The following is an 18150-nucleotide window of genomic DNA, read 5'->3' on the forward strand; positions in this document are numbered from 1 at the left end:
GGCCTGGTGGTAGTGACGGATCGCGTAACTTGTTCATTCTTATTGGATTGAATGGGCGAGGAAGCGGTTCCAGGAAATAGCTCCACCGTACAGACCGTACCCGAAACCGACACAGGTGGTCAGGTAGAGTATACCAAGGCGCTTGAGAGAACTATGTTGAAGGAACTCGGCAAATTGCACGCGTAACTTCGGAAGAAGCGTGACCCCTTTATACGCAAGTGTAATGGGGTGGCACAGACCAGGGGGTAGCGACTGTTTATCAAAAACACAGGGCTCTGCGAAGTCGCAAGACGACGTATAGGGTCTGACGCCTGCCCGGTGCTGGAAGGTTAAGAGGAGAGGTGCAAGCTTTGAATCGAAGCCCCAGTAAACGGCGGCCGTAACTATAACGGTCCTAAGGTAGCGAAATTCCTTGTCGGGTAAGTTCCGACCTGCACGAATGGCGTAACGACTTCCCCGCTGTCTCCAACATAGACTCAGTGAAATTGAATTCCCCGTGAAGATGCGGGGTTCCTGCGGTCAGACGGAAAGACCCCGTGCACCTTTACTATAGCTTTACACTGGCATTCGTGTCGGCATGTGTAGGATAGGTGGTAGGCTTTGAAGCAGGGACGCCAGTTTCTGTGGAGCCATCCTTGAAATACCACCCTTATCGTCATGGATGTCTAACCGCGGTCCGTCATCCGGATCCGGGACAGTGTATGGTGGGTAGTTTGACTGGGGCGGTCGCCTCCGAAAGAGTAACGGAGGCGCGCGATGGTGGGCTCAGACCGGTCGGAAATCGGTCGTCGAGTGCAATGGCATAAGCCCGCCTGACTGCGAGACTGACAAGTCGAGCAGAGACGAAAGTCGGTCATAGTGATCCGGTGGTCCCGTGTGGAAGGGCCATCGCTCAACGGATAAAAGGTACGCCGGGGATAACAGGCTGATGACCCCCAAGAGTCCATATCGACGGGGTTGTTTGGCACCTCGATGTCGGCTCATCGCATCCTGGGGCTGGAGCAGGTCCCAAGGGTTTGGCTGTTCGCCAATTAAAGCGGTACGTGAGCTGGGTTCAGAACGTCGTGAGACAGTTCGGTCCCTATCTGCCGTGGGTGTAGGAATATTGACAGGATCTGTCCCTAGTACGAGAGGACCGGGATGGACATATCTCTGGTGGACCTGTTGTCCTGCCAAGGGCATAGCAGGGTAGCTATATATGGAAGGGATAACCGCTGAAGGCATCTAAGCGGGAAACCCACCTGAAAACGAGTATTCCCTATCAGAGCCGTGGAAGACGACCACGTTGATAGGACGGGTGTGGAAGTGCAGTAATGCATGAAGCTTACCGTTACTAATAGCTCGATTGGCTTGATCGTTCTCATTGACCATGCTCATCGGCCCGGACAAAACCGGGCGATGATGCCAAATACGTGTTCAAAAAGACAAACAGGTAATCCCTGTACCAGCTTCTCAACAACATTGCCCTTAGCCGACCTGGTGGTCATGGCGGGGTGGCTGCACCCGTTCCCATTCCGAACACGGCCGTGAAACGCCCCAGCGCCAATGGTACTTCGTCTCAAGACGCGGGAGAGTAGGTCGCTGCCAGGTCTGCTAAAGGCAATGTTGTCAGGTTTTGTAAAAGCAAATACCTCACGTTTTGCTCACCGCAGAACCACAATCTTCTCAAGACACAATCGGCCCAAGCCGAAAACATCGGGCCGCATAAAGCGGCCCTTTTTGCTTGGTAAGAACTCTCAAGCGCAACAATAATAGTTGCGCTCTTGGCGCGGGGTGGAGCAGCCCGGTAGCTCGTCAGGCTCATAACCTGAAGGCCGCAGGTTCAAATCCTGCCCCCGCAACCACTGAGACTTGTAAATTCTCCCACTCCGGCAATTTGCGTGACAGTTCATCGATATAAGCCTCGATGAGCTTGTTCTTCTTGGCCTCCGTGTCGATCTCACCGGATGCCAGGCGCGTCATCAGATCATTCTGAGCGGCTGCGTAGAACTGCTGCTGCAGGATATCGATCACGTCCATCGATGCCATGATGTGGGCGATGTCCCCATGCACCTGCAGGCTTGCCGGCTGGTGGCCAGGCGTCTTGCCGATGACGACGGTCTGGATGAGGTCACGCACGATCGGCATCAGCCGCTGCTTCACCGCTTCGTCGGCGTTGTTGCGTGCGAGGAAGATGAGTTTGCGGATCCCGATCTCGATGTTTGCCGGGTTAAACTGCGCCTTCAGCTTCTCGATCTTCCCTTGAAAATCCTCTGCCGGCTCCTCGACCGTCGCGAGTTCTCGGGCGAGCTGTTCGCGCTTTACCTCGAGTTCGTCGAGCTGGTCATCGAGGATGGCAAGTCGCGGCCGGCCTTCGGCATGCCGGTCCTGGATCTGCTGCATAAGGCTCGTCTGTGTCGCCTTGATCTTTGCGAGTTCAGCCTCCACTTGCGCCTTGCGAGAAGGGGCGCTCTTAAGTTTGCTCACCTCGTGGGCGATCATCTTCTTGGAAATCCGGTCGAAGATGTCGACCGAGTAAAACGCGACCGGAAGGCAGTTGAGGACGCGCTCTTCCAGTTCATGGCGGGTGATCGTCTTGCTGTTGGTGCAGCATTCCCCGTCAAGCTCATCGATTGGCAGGCGCTTCTTGCGGTTGGTGCAGCTATAGCGATCTTTTCCGCTGATCGCGTAGGGCCCGCCGCACTCGGCACATTGGAGCATCCGGCTGAGGAGATATTCCGGACGGTGCGTCGCGTTGAGACGGTTTGTCGAGTGCCGGTCGAACTCTTCCCGGCTCTCGGCCTGGCGTTGCTTTGCCCGTTCCCACAGCTCATCCGAGATAATGCGCAGCTCAGGCTCGTCCCTGAACTCCCACTCGTCCCTGTCGTTCGCACGAGAGGTTCGCCGTTCTGTCGTCGGGTCCTTGCGGAACTTTTGTTTGTTCCAGACGACTTTCCCGACATAGAGGGAGTTGTTCAGGATGCCGGTCCCGTCAGTGACACTGCCCCGGATGGTGGTGTCGCGCCAGTATTTGGTACGCGCGCCCGGGATCCCCAAGTCGTTCAGCTTCTGTGCAATGGCGGCCGGTGAGACGCCATCGACGTAATCCTTGAAGATCCCGCGCACGATCTCGGCCTTGACCGGATCGATCTCCCTCAACCCCTTGAGGCGATCGCCATTGGCATCGCGCTGCTGGGAAAGCCTGTAGCCGTAGGAGAGGCATGTGGTTGCCTTTCCCTTACGAACGGCCGTCTTCATACCCTCCCGGGTTGCGTGTCCGGCCCTGCTCGACGAGTTCATGGCTCATCGTGGAACGCATGTGCAGTTCCATATCGGTGACCGCGCGGCCGGCTTCGACGGTCCAGATGGCGCAGTCGTGGTAGTTCAGATCCTTCAGGTGTTGATTTCCACTGAGAGCTGACCCGGCGTTTCCACCGAGAATTGACCCGCCTTTAGGTATCGTTCGTGTTGTTGGTCTGGGTCAAGTTCCTGCGTTTCTCCTTTGATGTTTTGGGCTGATGCGCCGAGCTGTTCTTGAAGCGGAAGCTGTCGTTTCCGGTTTCGAGGATGTGGCAGTGGTGGGTGAGCCTGTCGAGCAGCGCGGTGGTCATCTTTGCGTCGCCAAAGACGCTTGCCCATTCACTGAAGCTGAGGTTGGTGGTGATGATGACGCTGGTGCGCTCATAAAGTCTGCTGAGCAGGTGGAAGAGCAGCGCCCCGCCTGAAGTACTGAATGGCAGGTATCCCAGCTCGTCGAGAATGACGAGATCAGAGTGGACGAGCCGATTGGCGATCTGTCCTGACTTGCCTTGTGCCTTCTCTTGCTCGAGCGCGTTGACCAGTTCGACCGTCGAGAAGAACCTTACCCGCTTGTGGTGGTGTTCAATTGCCTGAACGCCGAGCGCGGTGGCAATGTGCGTCTTTCCCGTGCCAGGTCCGCCGACCAGAACGATATTGTTGGAGTCATCGAGGAAGTCACAGCGATGAAGCTGTTGCACGAGCGCCTCGTTAATCTCGCTGCTGGTAAAGTCGAAGCCATTCAGGTCACGGTAGGCTGGAAAGCGTGCTGTCTTGAGCTGATAGGCCGTTGATCGAACCTCGCGCTCCGCCATCTCTGCCTTGAGAAGCTGCGACAGGATCGGAAGGGCAGCCTCGAACGCGGGTGATCCCTGCTCAGTAAGTTCCCCGACGGCCTGGGCCATGCCATGCATCTTCAACTGCCGCAGCATGATGACGATCGCGCCGCTTGCTGGATTATGACGCATGGCGAGCCTCCGTCTTTCTCAAGGTGTCGTATCGTTCAACATTAGCCTTGGGTTCATTGGTGAGCGTCAGTGCCTGAGGGGTATCGAGGGTTGGCGGCGTGAAGGATTTGCCGTCAACGAGCCGATGCAGCAGGTTCAGCACATGCGTCTTGGTCGGAACGCCAGACTTCAGCGCCATGTCGACGGCAGACAGGACTGCCTGCTCGTCGTGCTGAAGGACCAGCGCCAGGATATCGACCATCTCCCGATCGCCCCCCGGCTTCTTGAGCAGGTATTGCTGCAAGGTCCGGAATGCATCGGGAAGCTCAATGAACGGTGCGCCGTTACGAAGAGCACCAGGCTTACGCTGCACCACCGCCAGATAGTGACGCCAGTCGTAGATGGTCTGACCCGGCCGATCATGGGACCGATCTATGACGCGGCGGTGCTCGCAGACGATCTGGCCTTCTGCGGCGACCACGACACGATCCGGATAGACCCGGAGGCTCACCGGTCGATTGGCGAAGGATGACGGAACGCTGTAGCGATTGCGCTCCAGATGCACGAGGCAGGTTGGCGTGACCCGCTTCGTATATTCGACGAACCCGTCGAACGGCCTGGAGAGCGCCATGAGAGCTGGGACTTCCTCGGCCCAGATGTCGGCAATGGTGCCACGCATCTGACCGTGGGGTGTGTTGGCCCAGAACTCCTTGCAACGCTCCTCGAGCCAATCGTTCAGGGCCCCCAGTGATGGAAAGCGCGGGATCGGTTGAAAGAAGCGATGACGCGCATCCTGCACGTTCTTCTCGACCTGTCCCTTCTCCCAGCCGGAAGCCGGATTGCAGAACTCGGGCTCGAACACATAATGGCTGGCCATCGCCATGAAGCGGACGTTGACGTCGCGCTCCTTGCCACGACCGACCTTGTCGATCGCCGTGCGCATGTTGTCGTAGATGCCGCGACCAGGAATGCCACCGAAGACACGGAAGGCATGGTTATGGGCATCGAACAGCATCTCATGCGTCTGCAGGAGGTATGCCCGGACGATGAAGGCCCTGGAGTAGCTCAGCTTCGTGTGGGCGATCTGCAGCTTGGTGCGCTCATTGCCGATGATCGCCCAATCTTCTGACCAGTCGAACTGGAAGGCCTCGCCTGGTTCGAACGTCAGGGGCACAAATGTACCGCGGCCCGTCGTCTGCAATTCCCTCTGACGATCATTGCGCCATTCCCGCGCAAATGCCGCCACACGATTGTAGGACCCCTTGTAGCCGAGGCTGACAAGATCAACGTGTAGCTGCTTCATCGTCCGCTTCTGCTTGCGGCCTTTCTTCGACTTCGTCTTCAGCCAGGCCGATAACCGATCTGCAAACGGATCAAGCTTGCTCGGCCTCTCCGGCACGTTGAACTTTGGCTCCACGCCGTCGGCGCGCAGATATTTGCGGATGGTATTCCGGGACAAGCCGGTCCTGCGGCAAATCTCCCGGATCGATAGATGCTCTCGAAAATGCCAGCGCCGGATCACGCTCAGTAACGCCATGTCGATCACTCCAGAGCCCCCGCTGAAAACATGCGAGGGACGGTTGAAACATGGGTCAATTCTCAATGGAAATATCTGGCTGCGCCGGGTCAGCTCTCAATGGAAATCAACAGGCGCGCCTATTCTTGTGGATGTACCTGCTTTCCGACGCCTTTCGACCTCCGCTCGTCGGTAGATCTGGCCGGATCAGGAAGCTGCGGCCTCTTGCAAAGCGCTTGACCGCTTCTGCTGTTTTTAATTCTCGGAGCTGCCAGTCCGCAATCGGCCCCAAACTTGACGTTCCAGATGCACTAGGTGCTTCATCTGCCGAGTTTATATCCCGGCTCGCATTCGAAAACATTGCGGGCCATAGGTTCAACTCTTTTCAAGACGTAGACCTCCATCAGGCGGCTGGCGCCCGATGCCGTGCCGGCTCGCTGTGCTAAGAGCGGCCGGTGCAGTACGGGCCGTGATCGTAGAGGACGATTACGGCAGTGAATTCGTCTGGGAAGGCCGAGGGATAGCCGCGCTGGCGGAGCTGCCTGATGCCGGCCATGTGGTTTTCCTGGGACGTGTTGCCAAAAGAAGCCTGCTGCCGGGGTTGCGCATCCCCTTGTCTTCACAGTACTGAGCCTCCTTTCTCCAGATCCAGAACGGCTTTGAGTTCACGAGAGCGTAAAACAAGGCGCCAGAACGGCTTTAGCCCCTCTAGCGCCAACAGCACCCCGATGCCGGCCAACGGCGGCGCGGCAAGCCAGGCGCCCTGCAGCACCCCAAAGCCGAACAGTTCACGAGCGGGCGCCCAGAACAGTGTCAGTGCGAGCAGCGCCGCCACAACCGGCAGGACTACCGCCAGCGCCCTGTTTGGCCGCAAGAGTGCCGACAGGATAGAGTTCGAGTTGGACCGGTCGATCAGGATTAGGGCCACGACGCCGAAAACTAGCGTGGCAAATGCCAGCCCGCGCACCTGATCGGGGTCGAGGCCGTAGCCCGGTGCAAACCACGCGGCAGAGCCAGCCGTGCCTAGCACCGTCAAGCCCTGAAGAAGGCTCCAGACAACTGTGGGCCAGGAAAAGAGCGGCTCGTCGATCCTGCGGGGTGGGCGGCGCATGACGCCGTCCTCCTCGCGTTCGGCCTCGAAGACCAGCGCGCAGACGGGGTCGATGACCATCTCCAGAAAGGCGATATGAACAGGGCCGAAGAGCAGCGGCATGCCGAAGAGCAGCGGCATCAGCGCAAGTCCGGCAATCGGCACATGCACGGCCAGAATGAAGCTCATCGCCTTGCGCAGGTTGTCGTAGATGCGACGGCCGAGGCGCACCGTCGTGATGATGGAGCCGAAATCGTCATCCAGAAGGACGATTGAGGCTGCCTCTCTTGCCACATCCGTGCCACGCTCGCCCATGGCAACGCCGATATCGGCAGCCTTGAGGCTCGGTGCATCGTTCACGCCGTCGCCGGTCATTGCCACCACCGCACCATTGGCCTTCAGCGCGTTGACGATGCGCAGTTTCTGTTCTGGCAGGATGCGGGCGAAGATATTGACGGTCGAGACGGCAGTGGCGAGCTCGTCATCCGGCATTGCCGTCAGATCGTCTCCGGTCAACACGGTATCGCCAGGCAGGCCCGCCGCAGCGGCGATCGCGCGGGCGGTGACCGGATGATCGCCGGTGATCATGATTACTCGTATCCCGGCCGCCTGGCACTCGGCCACCGCGGCAGGAACCGAGGCGCGTAAGGGGTCAGCCAGCCCGACCAGCCCCAGATAGACAAAAGTGAACTCAGTCTGAGCTTCAGGTAATGGACTCTCTGTCGGCCAGGAAGATTCGGCCACGGCTAGCACCCGCAGACCATCGCGGGCCATCGCCTCCACTTCCGCGGAAATAGCTTCACGCTGGTCTGCCGGCAGCTTGCAAAGCTCCGCGATCGCTTCAGGCGCACCCTTGGCGGCGATTATCCGGCCATCCGCAACCTGCCAGACTTGCGACATCGCCAGAAGATCGGTGGACAGGGGATAGCTATGGACCAGGGATTTCCCCGCACCCGGTAACGTATCCCCCGCACGCAAATTGCCGGAAGCCAGCGAATGAAATGCCTTTTCCATCGGATCGAACGGTTCCGGGGCGGAAGCTAGAACCCCCATCGACGCCAGGTCTCGAAACGCTGGCGGCAATGGCATGTCTACCGCAACCAGGCATGCTGTGCCCTCGGCCAGTCGCAGTGCTGCGATCGTCATGCGGTTTTCGGTCAGCGTACCGGTCTTGTCGGTACAAAGAACATTTGCTGCCCCAAGCGTCTCGATCGCCGAGGCGCGCCGCGTCAGCACGCGTTTTTTGGAAATGCGCCAGGCCCCCATCGCCATGAAGACTGCGAGCACCATGGGAAACTCTTCCGGCAGCATGGCCATGCCGACGGCGATCCCTGCCAGGACCGCATCCAGCCAGCCGCCGCGCAAGAGGCCATAAAGCAGAACGACAATGACGCTCACCGCGATGCCGATCCCCGCTGTAGCAAGGACCAGCATCCGCATCTGACGCTGAAGATGCGGTGTTTCAGGCTCTATCTGGCTCAGGCTCTTGCCGATCTGGCCAATCTCGCTCGCCGCACCGGTGGCGGTGACCTCGGCGAGAGCTGTTCCTCGCACGATTAGCGTGCCGGAAAAGACCTGCGGCAGATCATGGCCACCCGGACGCACATTGGTTTTGGCGGCGCCTGCCTGTTTGCGCACGGCTTCTGCCTCGCCCGTCAGCAGCGACTCGTCGGCGGAAAGGTCGGCTGCCTCGATCAGCAAGGCATCTGCGGGCACCCGGTCGCCTTCCGACAGCACAATCAGATCGCCGCGCACCACGTCTCGGCCCGCAATACGCTGACGTGCTCCGTCGCGGATTACCAGCGCTCGGGGGCTGGAGAGATCCCGCAGGGCTTCCAGCACGCGGCTGGTTCGGGCCTCTTGTGCTGCGGTGATGGAGATCGACATGCAGGCGAAAGCAAGCAGGATCAACGCTTCGGCCAGGCTCCCCAACAGGAGATAGACCACGCCACCTACCAGAAGCAGAGCCAACATCGGTTCGCGCACCACATCCAGCACGATGCGAAGAACCGATCGGTGCTTTGTCGCGGCAAGTTCATTTGGTCCATCGGCGGACAGTCTTATCCGGACCTCGTCTCCGGTGAGGCCTTTGTGCGTCGGCGTATGCGGGATTGGCGCAGTTGAGCTCGATCTATCCATGTAACTCATCCATCACAGATTGATTTGCAGTCTGGGCAATGCGGCCACACTGGAATTGCCGGGAGGTTTGCCGATCAGATCGTCGACACGGTCACTCGCAGCCATTGAGGCAGATCTAGAAGGCGAGCTCTCACGGCCTGCGGACCGAATTTCCACCCGCGACGATGCGATTGATCAGGGTTGCGACGGCCGTGTGCATTTCAACGTCCTCCGGCGCACCTTTTGCATTCTCATGCGAGGCTGCGGCGTCTTGGAGAATGCCCACGATCTCGCGTTCAGGCAGCACCTTGGCATCGTTCAGCGCAAGAAGCAGAGCCTCGCAGATCGAAAGCGCTGCTATTCCGGAATGGGTGGCATGATCAGACATTTTGAGCTGGCCCTTCTTGATGCATGCTCTCGGAGAGAGAGTCCAATGAGCGCAACAGGCAACATTTCAGATTATCTGCTAGCTTGTGCTGATCGATATCAGCTACCGCTCAGATCTCCGTGCTAGGGTTTGGCTCGTTCAGGAGATTGGTCTGCATTTGGAAAAGACACCGCTCGCCCTTAAGCTTGGCGCTTTCGTTGCCTTGTCTGGCGCTGAACTCACTGTGCTGGAAGCGCTGCACAAGCGGCGCCGAACCTTTATCGCAGGACGCGATCTTGTTCATCAGGGACAATCCGACCAAGCCGCTTACATTCTTGTTTCTGGTTGGGCCTGTTCTTACAAGCTCCTCCAGAATGGGCAGCGGCAGATCGTCGATTTCCAGATTCCTGGCGACTTCCTGGGGCTGCGCAGTGTGTTGCTGCATATGTCGGACCACAGTATTGAGCCGATCACCGACATAGAGGTGACGGAGGTGACTGTCGCCGACCTGCTGGTTGCTTTTTCGCAGACACCCAGGCTGGCCACTGCCGTCTTTTGGGCCGCATCGCGTGACGAAGCGATGGTGGTCGAGCATCTGATCGACATCGGGCGCCGCAATGCCGCAGAACGCATGGCGCATTTCCTTCTGGAACTGGGCGCCAGGCTTTCGCTCGTGGGTTTGGGCAGCAAAGCTGGCTTTGCCTGCCCTCTATCTCAGTACCTTCTGGCTGACGCACTCGGGCTAAGCGCAGTTCACGTCAACAGGGTGCTCAGAACTCTGCGCGAGAAAGGAATGGTCACGTTCCGCGATGGGCTCGTGACGTTCGACTCCTATAGCAGGTTGACGGAGTTTGCCGAATTCGACCCAGTCTATCTTGATCACACCGGGCCGCTTCTCAGATAAGCGGAACTGGTTTTTCCTGTGTCACGCGTGTCCCGGCACGTCCTTCAAGGATGGCGCGGGCGTCAGCCAACTGGCCGATACCGGCAAGCTTGCCGCTTCTCCTGGCGAAGTCAGACGCAGCGGCTACCTTTGGCCCCATGGAGCCCGGCGCCAGATCGAGACCGCCAAGGGCATCCGCCGTAGTCGCGCTGAGGGCGCGTTGGTCAGGGCCACCATAATCTTCAAATACGGCGATCACGTCGGTCAGCAACAAAAGTGCATCCGCCTTGAGTTCCAGGGCCAGCAGTGCTGCCGTCCTATCCTTGTCGATCACCGCCTCCACGCCCTGCATTTCGCCAGCCGAATTTCGGACGACCGGAATGCCGCCGCCCCCGGCGCAGATCACCGTCTGTCCCGCGCCAAGCAGCACCTTGATGGCATCGAGCCCGATTATTCTCTGGGGCAAGGGTGAGGGGACCACGCGGCGAAGGCCGCCGGACACTTCGGTGACCAGTGTCCAGTCGTGTGTTCTCTTTGCCTGCGTTGCCTCTTCCATGGAGTAGACGGGGCCGATGGGCTTGCTTGGTGCCTTGAAGGCCGGATCAGCCGGGTCCACTTCGACCCGGCTGAGCAGGGTGGCACAGTGTGCGCCCTCTGGCAGCGCGTTCATCAGTTCCTGCTCGATCAGATAACCGATCATGCCTTCGGTTTCCGCACCCAGCACGTCCAGTGGCCAGGGCTTGGCTGGATCGTATGCCGCGCCCTGAAGGGCCAGCAGCCCAACCTGTGGGCCATTGCCATGTGCAATCACGATCTGGTGGTCTCGCGCCAGATCGGCCAGCGCAATTGCCGCAATTTTCACATTGGCGATTTGTGCGGCAGCCGTCATAGGCTCGTGACGACGAAGAAGGGCGTTTCCGCCCAGGGCGACGACGACGAGCATCTCAAGACCCCATCGTTGCCACAAGGACGGCCTTGATCGTATGCATCCGGTTCTCTGCCTGGTCGAAGACCACCGAAGCGCGGGATTCAAAGACCTCTTCGGTCACCTCCATGCAATCGATGCCGAACTTCTGGAAAGTAGCTTCGCCGACTTCGGTATCGCGATTGTGGAAGGCCGGCAGGCAGTGCATGAATTTGGCGTAAGGGTTGCCGGTTTTCTCCATCACGGCTTTGTTGACCTGATAGGGCGACAAAAGCGCAATCCGTTCTTCCCAGACCTCGTCTGGCTCGCCCATGGACACCCAAACATCGGTATAGACGAAGTCGGCGCCCTCAAGCCCTTCCGCGTGTTTCTCGGTCAGGGTGATACGAGCACCTGTGGTTTCAGCGATCGCCCTGCATTGCGTGACAAGGTCTGGATCAGGCCAGCAGCTTTGCGGCGCGCACAGACGAATATCCATGCCCATCAAGGCGCCACCGACCATAAGGGACGAGCCCATATTGTTGCCTGCATCTCCCATGAAACAAAGGGCGATGTCAGATAGGTGCTTATGGGTGAATTCGCGCATGGTCATCAGATCGGCGAGGATCTGGGTTGGATGGAATTCATCTGTCAGACCGTTGAAGACCGGCACGCCGGAATATTGCGCCAGCACTTCGGCGTTCGTCTGGCTAAATCCGCGATACTCGATGCCATCATAGAACCGGCCGAGCACGCGAGCGGTATCCTTCATCGATTCCTTGTGACCGATATGACTTCCCGACGGGCCGAGATAGGTCACGTGCGCACCCTGATCGTATGCAGCCACCTCAAAGCCGCTGCGGGTCCGGGTACTGTCCTTCTCGAAGATCAAAGCGATATTCTTGCCCTTGAGCCGTGGCACCTCGAAGCCGCCATGCTTGGCCATCTTCAGGCTTGCTGCCAGTTGCAACAGATGACGGATCTCGTCAGGGGAAAAGTCGAGCAGTTTCAAAAAACTGCGTCCGTGTAGGTTCTGTGGCATGGAATGGTTCCTTAAATGCTGTCGCGGATCAGGGGGCAGGTCATGCAATGCGAACCGCCGCGTCCGCGCCCGAGTTCGGCGCCTGGAATGGTGATGACCTCGACGCCGGCCTTGCGCAGCAGGGTGTTGGAATAGACATTGCGCTCGTAGCCAACGACGACGCCAGGTTCGAGGCACAGAAGATTATTGGCGTCGTCCCATTGCTCGCGCGCCGATTCATAGGCGTCGCCGCCGGTCGGGACAGTCCTGAGTTCCTTGATGCCGAGCGCCTTGGCAACGACTTCAAGGAAGGGCTTCGTCTCCGCCTCCACCACGATATCCGTGCCGTCTCCGGGCCGCAGGCTGTAGCACTTGATGGCATCCGTCACTTCGGCAAAGACAGTCACCAGATCGCGATCGCAGAAGGTGAAGACCGTATCGAGATGCATGGAGCCGCGGGCTCGGGGAAACTGGCAGGCAATCACCCGGGTTGCGCCGCCGCCGGCAAACAGATTGCGGGCTATCTGGCCCACTGCCTGGGGTGTAGTGCGTTCGCCCATGCCGATCAGGACGGTACCATTGCCGATCGGCATAACATCGCCGCCTTCCACCGTTGCCGGTCCATGATCCTGCATCGGGTCACCCCACCAGATGGGAAAGCCGGCATCCTTGAAGTCGGGATGAAAGCGGTAGATCGCGGCCACGTTCAGTGTTTCGAGCCGCCGCGCGGGCCAGTGCATCGGGTTGACCGTCACGCCGCCATAGATCCAGCAGGTCGTGTCGCGGGTGAAAATATGGTTGGGCAAGGGTGGCAGGATGAAGTCCGCAGGCTCCAGCATCGGCGCAAGAACGCCCTTGGAAGTGATGGGGAGTTCTGCGCGGCTCATGCCCCCGATCAGGATTGTGGAAAGGAGATCGGCGCTGATCTCCATCAGGTGGGCCAGAAGATCGCCGGCAAGGCCGACGCCCACGGTATTGTCGTTGATCCGCGCCTCAAGCAGCCAGCGGCGCGCCTCCATGTCTGCCAATGTCTCGGCCAGCAATTCCCGCAGATACACAACCTCAACGCCGCGGTTGCGCATGGCGTCGACAAAGGTCATGTGCTCAATCCGGGCCTGCTTGACCCAGATGACGTCATCAAACAGCAGCTCGGCGCAATTGGCGGGTGTCAGACGGGCCATCGCTGCGCCGGGCTTGTGGACGAGGACGCGACGCAGCTTGCCCGCCTCGGAATGGACGCCGTAGGAAATGCTCATGTCGGGGTTCCTTGCAGAAGGACGCCAAGGCTGAGGGCGGCCATGATGATAATTGTGAGGACCAGAAGGACTGGCCAGATGAAACGAAGCCAGCGATCGTAGGGAACGCGGGCAATGGCGAGACCGCCCATGACGACGGCGGATGTGGGGGTGACCAGGTTGACGAGGCCTGCTGCTGACTGAAACGCGGTCACTATGAGGCTGCGCTCGACGCCGGCAAAATCACCGACAGGGGCGAGGATCGGCATCGACAGAACGGCAAGGCCTGACGTCGAGGGCACGAAGAAGGAGAGCACGACCTCGATCCAGTACATGACATTGATGAAGACGATGCGGTTCAGGCCGGCAATGCTCGCTTCGGCCCAATGGAGAATGGTGTCGGTGATATGACCGGCGTCCATAATCACGACGATGCCGCGCGCCAGCCCGATGATCAGGGCCACGCCCAGAAGATCGCGCGCGCCGCCGACGAAGGCTTCAGTCAGTCCCTTTTCGCCCAGTCGCCCGATCACGCCGATGCCAATACCCGCAAACAGGAACAGGCCGCTCATCTCGGCCATCCACCAGCCGCCCAGCGAGACGCCCCAGATCATGACTGCGAAGGTTATCGCCGCCAGAACCAGGATGATCTTGTGCAACCGAGTGAAATCGGTTTCGGCGCTTTGTGCGGTGCTGCCAAAATGCGCTTCGTTCTCGGCTTTCCGGTCAAAGACCAGCGATGTCGAGGGGTTCGCCTTGACCCGTGCGGCGTAGCGCATGACATATGCGACGGTGACTGCAAATGCGACGGACAGAATGGCGAGCCGCAGCATCAACCCATCGGTAAAGGGTACGCCCGCTGCATTTGAGGCGATGACTGTCGAAAATGCGTTGACGGTCGAGCCGAGGACACCGATGCCGGCCCCCAGCATGATCACCGCCGCGGCTGTCAGTGAATCGTAGCCGGCAGCAATCATCACGGGGGTCAGCAGGATATAGAAGGCGAGCGTCTCTTCGGCCATGCCTTCCGTGGTGCCACCAAGCGCGAACAGCCCCATCAGGATCGGGATCATCCATTTTTCCCGACCCTTCAGCTTCGTCATGGCACGCTTGATACCGGCGTCTATTGAACCGGTGGCCGTGACCACACCGATGAAACCACCAATCATCAGAACGAAGAGGGCAACATCAATGGCATTGGCGGTGTTGCTGGCCGGATCGTAGAAACCGGCAATCGGGGCGAGGATGACGTCAAAGAAGCCCTGCGGATTAGCATCGGTCGGTGCATAGGTCCCGGCAATCGGGATTTCCTTGCCCAGCAGCTCGGACGCCACGCGCTCATACTTGCCGGCAGGAATGATCCAGGTCATCGCTGCAACCAACACGATGAGCGCCAGAAGGATCGTATAGGCCGTGGGGAAGTTGAATCGAGTCGGTTGCTCGGGTGGCGTCGGAACAGTTGCGGCCATGAGGGTGCGTCCTTTGCCTGCCCGACCAGAAAGCGCGCGAGCAGTACGGTCAGACTAAGCAAGGATGCCGGAGTGCGGACTGATCGAGGTTAGGTTCGAGCAAGGAGTTCTCAGTCGAACGAGAACTGGACCGCGCCGGATGCGTCAGCTCAGGATCCGACTGCCGGAATAGATCAACGCGCGTCACGCGCTGCGGCAGCACCTGTTCCAAGCTCAATAATCTCTGCCGTGATCGCCTCCTGTCGGACCCTGCGCAGTGAAGCCTGAAACACGTCGAGCTCGCGGCTGATCTGGCTGCTTGCCGCGGTCATGGTCTCAAGTCGTGCCTCGTTCTCGGCTGCAAAGGCGTGGAGTGCGGTCCTGCAGACGAGCGCATGAAAATAATCGGCTCCCAGACTTTCCATCAGCGCGCCGACAGGGAGTTGCATCAACGGAGCTCTAAACACTGATTGCGGAAGATCGGACAGATCGATCGGGAAGAGAGTCTGCCGCTTGACCTCGGGCCGTCCGGATCTCCACCCGGTGAAGTGAACATCGAGACGGTTGATGTGTCCGGATCCCACCGCTCCGTAAATAGCCTTGGTGATCCTGTCGGCGAGCTTCGGGATGCCGAGTGTGTGGGATGGCATGGCAGCGCTCCATCCAGGCACAATGCCGCGGGCAGCAACAACGGAAAGGCCACGGGTTCCGATCAGGAAAAGGGTCTGCGGATCAGGCTCTGCACCGATGCTGTCCAGCACGCGCTCGCTGAAAGCACCGGCAAACCCTTGTTCCGCGCAAAACACCAGCAAGCCGGTCCTGCTTGCAACCGTGCGTGTTTGTGCGGGAGGTCTAGCATCAGGTCCAAGCGCGCTCGACATCGCAGCGGCAATGGTGGCCGCATAACTATCGACCGCATCGATCTGAGCTCGAGCAGTGTGGGCGCGTGCGGCGGCGATGCCTTTCATGGCGTTCACGACGGCTCCCAACTGACCGACACTTTCGATCCGGGCACTAATATCGGCCAGCCGTTCGGTCATTGTCCTGGTGTCCCTCCAGGTGTCTTGGCCGCTGCATCGTCAGTTTTGCCCTTCATGCCACCGCCGCCCAGCAGCGATTTGGCGAGCTGCGCCCCCGCCGCCATGAGCGTCTTGCGGGTTTGCTCGGTGATTTCGCCGGTTTCGGAAATGGTGCTCAAAACCTCTGTTGCATCCCGGTCCAACGCGGCTGGAAGGCCGGCCCGGAACGCAGCCACTGCCTCCAACGACAGCGTGTCGAGCAGACCGGACTGGACGGCCAGCATCAGCGCGACCTCGTCGCCGAGGCGAAACGGGGCATGCTGTGGCTGGCGAAGGATCGCCCTGATCCGTTCCCCGCGCTTGAGTTGGTCGCGCACGCGCCCTTCAGGCATGCCGCCGAAGCGGGTGAAAACCTCGAGCTCGAGAAACTGCGCATAGTCCAGCCGCAGCGTTCCGGCGGCACTGCGCAAACCTGGTGCCTGTGTCTTGCCGCCCACGCGGCTGACACTCAGCCCGACATCGACCGCTGGCTTCTGGCCCTGGTGAAACAGTGCTGCGTCCAGAACGATCTGCCCGTCGGTGATAGAGATCAGATTGGTCGGGATATAGGCCGACAGGTTGCCCGAGTCCGTTTCGGCGATCGGCAATGCAGTGAGCGAGCCGCCGCCGCGATCCTTTGACAGCTTCGCAGCCCGTTCCAAAAGACGGGCGTGGATGTAGAATACATCGCCCGGATAGGCTTCGCGCCCCGGCGATTGCCGGGTCAGAAGCGCGATCTCGCGGTGGGTGGCAGCGTGCTTTGACAGATCATCGATCACGATCAGCGCGTGCTGGCCCTTGTCGCGGAAATACTCCGCCATTGTCATCCCGGCATAGGGTGCGATCCATTGCAGACCAGGTGCCGAGGCCGAGCCGGCGACAAGGACGATGCAGCGCTCGAAATTCCCTTGCGCCTTCAACGCATCAATGGCGCGGCGGACGCTGGATGTCTTCTGTCCGACCGCGACATAGATGCAGATCATGTCGCTGTTGCGCTGGGCAATCAGCGCATCGATCGCCAATGTCGTCTTGCCGGTCGAATGGTCTCCGACAATCAGTTCACGCTGGCCCCGGCCAAGAGCGAACAGCGTGTCCATCACCACTATTCCCGTCTGGACAGGTTCTGTCACCAGATCGCGCTCGATAATTGATGGCGCCGGGCGCTCAATGGGTAACCGTGTGGTCGCCTCGATCGCCCCCTTGCCATCGAGCGGTCGACCAAGCGGATCAACGATCCGGCCGAGCAAAGTCTCGCCGACCGGAACCTGGACTACTTCACCCGTGCCAAACACCGCATCGCCGGCCTCGACATCGGTCGCAGCATCGAGGAGCACGCAGCCGATCAGGTCGCGGTCCAACACCCGAGCAAAACCGACCTGACCGCCTTGAAAACGCAACACTTCATCAAGCCGAACATTGGCGAGCCCCGAGATCATCGCGACGCCGTCGCCGATTGTCTCGACCCGGCCTCTATGTTCGACACGTGGCCCAAGGGTCGTGTTGTGGAGTACGCCTTGTGCGGCGGCAAGCCAGTCCAGTGTATGATCAGGCGGCATCCGTCATCTCCTCCAGGATCGCCGCAAGGTCCGCGCGCCAGCTATTGTGCAAGACAAGATGCGCGCTTCTCAGTTCCAGCCCAGCCAGGAGAGAGGGATCGGTGATGAACGTCAGCTTCGGCGCTCCGCCCAGTGAGGCAGTGACCGCCTCCTCGATCTCTGCCCTGTCCTCGGACCCCGGTTCCGTGGCGGTGACAACCTCTATCTGGGTAGAAGAAGCGACGAGCGCCGTGCGCTCGTTGAGCGACATTCCTTCGATGGCTTGAACCAGTCGTTCAAGCCATTCAGCCAGAGCTGGTGATCTCTTGAACCGAGCGAGAAGCTTTGCGGCAATCTCCACCGCCAATGCGGAGGCCTGCGCCGCGTTGTCCTTACGCGCAGCCGCAGTGTCGCGCTCGATGGAGGTCTTTGCAGTCGTCAAAAGGGTCTCGGCTTTGCCCTTCGCATCGGTCAGTTGCACCTTTGCGGCGGTCTCGGCTTTGTCCATAGCCTCTGCCAGCAATGTCGAGCGTTCTGCTGCTATGCCAGCGCGGCTCTCGCTGATGTCTGCAAGTGCGGCGTCGACCTTCGTTTGTGTGGCCTTTGCGTCGTCCAGCATGTCCTGGGTGAAATCCCGGCGTTTGGCGATCGCTGCCGCAACCGGACGCCAGAACAGCCACGAGAGCAGCCAAACAAGGATCAGGACGTTGACTGCCTGCAGTGCAAGCGTCCACCAGTTGATGGTCATGGGA

At 59.6% G+C, this 18150-nt stretch carries 14 protein-coding genes, 1 tRNA gene and 2 rRNA genes (1 of these 17 cut by a window edge); 5 read left to right on the plus strand and 12 right to left on the minus strand.

Going from position 1 to position 18150, the window contains the following annotated elements; all coding sequences use genetic code 11:
* From SJY08_RS21080 to SJY08_RS21090, 3 genes are all read left to right on the plus strand, one after another.
* Positions 1–1358 (plus strand): 23S ribosomal RNA (locus SJY08_RS21080); it begins 1441 nt to the left of the window's first position.
* Positions 1359–1475: 117 nt separating this feature from the next.
* Positions 1476–1590: ribosomal RNA gene (gene rrf, locus SJY08_RS21085) — 5S ribosomal RNA — on the plus strand.
* A 177-nt stretch (positions 1591–1767) separates the two neighbouring features.
* A tRNA-Met gene (locus SJY08_RS21090) sits at positions 1768–1844 on the plus strand.
* Here the strand turns inward: SJY08_RS21090 and SJY08_RS21095 are convergent.
* Positions 1801–3279 carry a recombinase family protein gene (locus tag SJY08_RS21095; RefSeq protein ID WP_377278699.1) on the minus strand — a complete coding sequence of 493 codons (1479 nt, stop codon included), beginning with the start codon at positions 3277–3279 and terminating at the stop codon, positions 1801–1803. The genes SJY08_RS21090 and SJY08_RS21095 overlap by 44 nt on opposite strands.
* Between SJY08_RS21095 and SJY08_RS21100 the strand changes: the two genes are divergently transcribed.
* The gene (locus SJY08_RS21100) at positions 3203–3400 is read left to right on the plus strand and encodes a hypothetical protein (protein ID WP_377278073.1); all 198 of its coding nucleotides are present in this window, start codon (positions 3203–3205) and stop codon (positions 3398–3400) included. The genes SJY08_RS21095 and SJY08_RS21100 overlap by 77 nt on opposite strands.
* A 31-nt stretch (positions 3401–3431) precedes the next feature.
* On the opposite strand, the gene istB is transcribed toward SJY08_RS21100, so the two are convergent.
* The 4 genes from istB to SJY08_RS21120 all read right to left on the minus strand — a co-directional run bounded on the left by istB (position 3432) and on the right by SJY08_RS21120 (position 9335).
* Positions 3432–4244 carry an IS21-like element helper ATPase IstB gene (gene istB / locus SJY08_RS21105; RefSeq protein ID WP_340542100.1) on the minus strand — a complete coding sequence of 271 codons (813 nt, stop codon included), beginning with the start codon at positions 4242–4244 and terminating at the stop codon, positions 3432–3434.
* Positions 4234–5760, minus strand: a complete 1527-nt coding sequence (istA, locus tag SJY08_RS21110) for an IS21 family transposase (protein ID WP_377278075.1) — start codon at positions 5758–5760, stop codon at positions 4234–4236. Before istA ends, istB begins: the two co-directional genes overlap by 11 nt.
* Before the next feature lie 598 nt (positions 5761–6358).
* Positions 6359–8968, minus strand: coding sequence for a cation-translocating P-type ATPase (locus SJY08_RS21115; RefSeq protein ID WP_377278077.1), 2610 nt, complete (start codon positions 8966–8968; stop codon positions 6359–6361).
* Positions 8969–9098: 130 nt separating this feature from the next.
* On the minus strand, positions 9099–9335 hold the full coding sequence (locus SJY08_RS21120; protein ID WP_377278079.1) for a hypothetical protein: 237 nt from the start codon (positions 9333–9335) through the stop codon (positions 9099–9101).
* Between the two features lie 157 nt (positions 9336–9492).
* On the opposite strand from SJY08_RS21120, the gene SJY08_RS21125 reads away from it, so the two are divergent.
* Entirely contained in the window at positions 9493–10218 is a 726-nt protein-coding gene (locus tag SJY08_RS21125; protein WP_377278081.1) for a Crp/Fnr family transcriptional regulator, read from the plus strand.
* On the opposite strand, the gene SJY08_RS21130 is transcribed toward SJY08_RS21125, so the two are convergent.
* The 7 genes from SJY08_RS21130 to SJY08_RS21160 form a co-directional block, all read right to left on the minus strand.
* The gene (locus SJY08_RS21130; RefSeq protein ID WP_377278083.1) at positions 10211–11140 is read right to left on the minus strand and encodes a carbamate kinase; all 930 of its coding nucleotides are present in this window, start codon (positions 11138–11140) and stop codon (positions 10211–10213) included. The two genes, SJY08_RS21125 and SJY08_RS21130, sit on opposite strands and share 8 nt — an antisense overlap.
* 1 nt (position 11141) lies before the next feature.
* Positions 11142–12143, minus strand: a complete 1002-nt coding sequence (gene argF, locus SJY08_RS21135) for an ornithine carbamoyltransferase (protein WP_377278701.1) — start codon at positions 12141–12143, stop codon at positions 11142–11144.
* A gap of 11 nt (positions 12144–12154) precedes the next feature.
* A complete protein-coding gene (arcA, locus tag SJY08_RS21140) occupies positions 12155–13378 on the minus strand; it encodes an arginine deiminase (RefSeq protein WP_377278085.1) in 1224 nt (407 codons plus the stop codon).
* Positions 13375–14826, minus strand: a complete 1452-nt coding sequence (locus tag SJY08_RS21145) for a YfcC family protein (protein ID WP_377278087.1) — start codon at positions 14824–14826, stop codon at positions 13375–13377. The genes arcA and SJY08_RS21145 overlap by 4 nt, the downstream gene beginning before the upstream one ends.
* Before the next feature lie 173 nt (positions 14827–14999).
* Positions 15000–15845, minus strand: coding sequence for a F0F1 ATP synthase subunit gamma (locus tag SJY08_RS21150; RefSeq protein ID WP_377278089.1), 846 nt, complete (start codon positions 15843–15845; stop codon positions 15000–15002).
* Positions 15842–17419, minus strand: coding sequence for a F0F1 ATP synthase subunit alpha (locus SJY08_RS21155; RefSeq protein WP_377278091.1), 1578 nt, complete (start codon positions 17417–17419; stop codon positions 15842–15844). The genes SJY08_RS21150 and SJY08_RS21155 overlap by 4 nt, the downstream gene beginning before the upstream one ends.
* Positions 17409–18146 (minus strand): F0F1 ATP synthase subunit delta, encoded by a 738-nt coding sequence (locus tag SJY08_RS21160; protein ID WP_377278093.1) that lies wholly within the window; start codon positions 18144–18146, stop codon positions 17409–17411. Before SJY08_RS21160 ends, SJY08_RS21155 begins: the two co-directional genes overlap by 11 nt.
* Between the last annotated feature and the right edge of the window lie 4 nt (positions 18147–18150).

The sequence above is a fragment of the Rhizobium sp. R86522 genome, assembly GCF_042466255.1.
Classification (GTDB): Bacteria; Pseudomonadota; Alphaproteobacteria; order Rhizobiales; family Rhizobiaceae; genus Allorhizobium.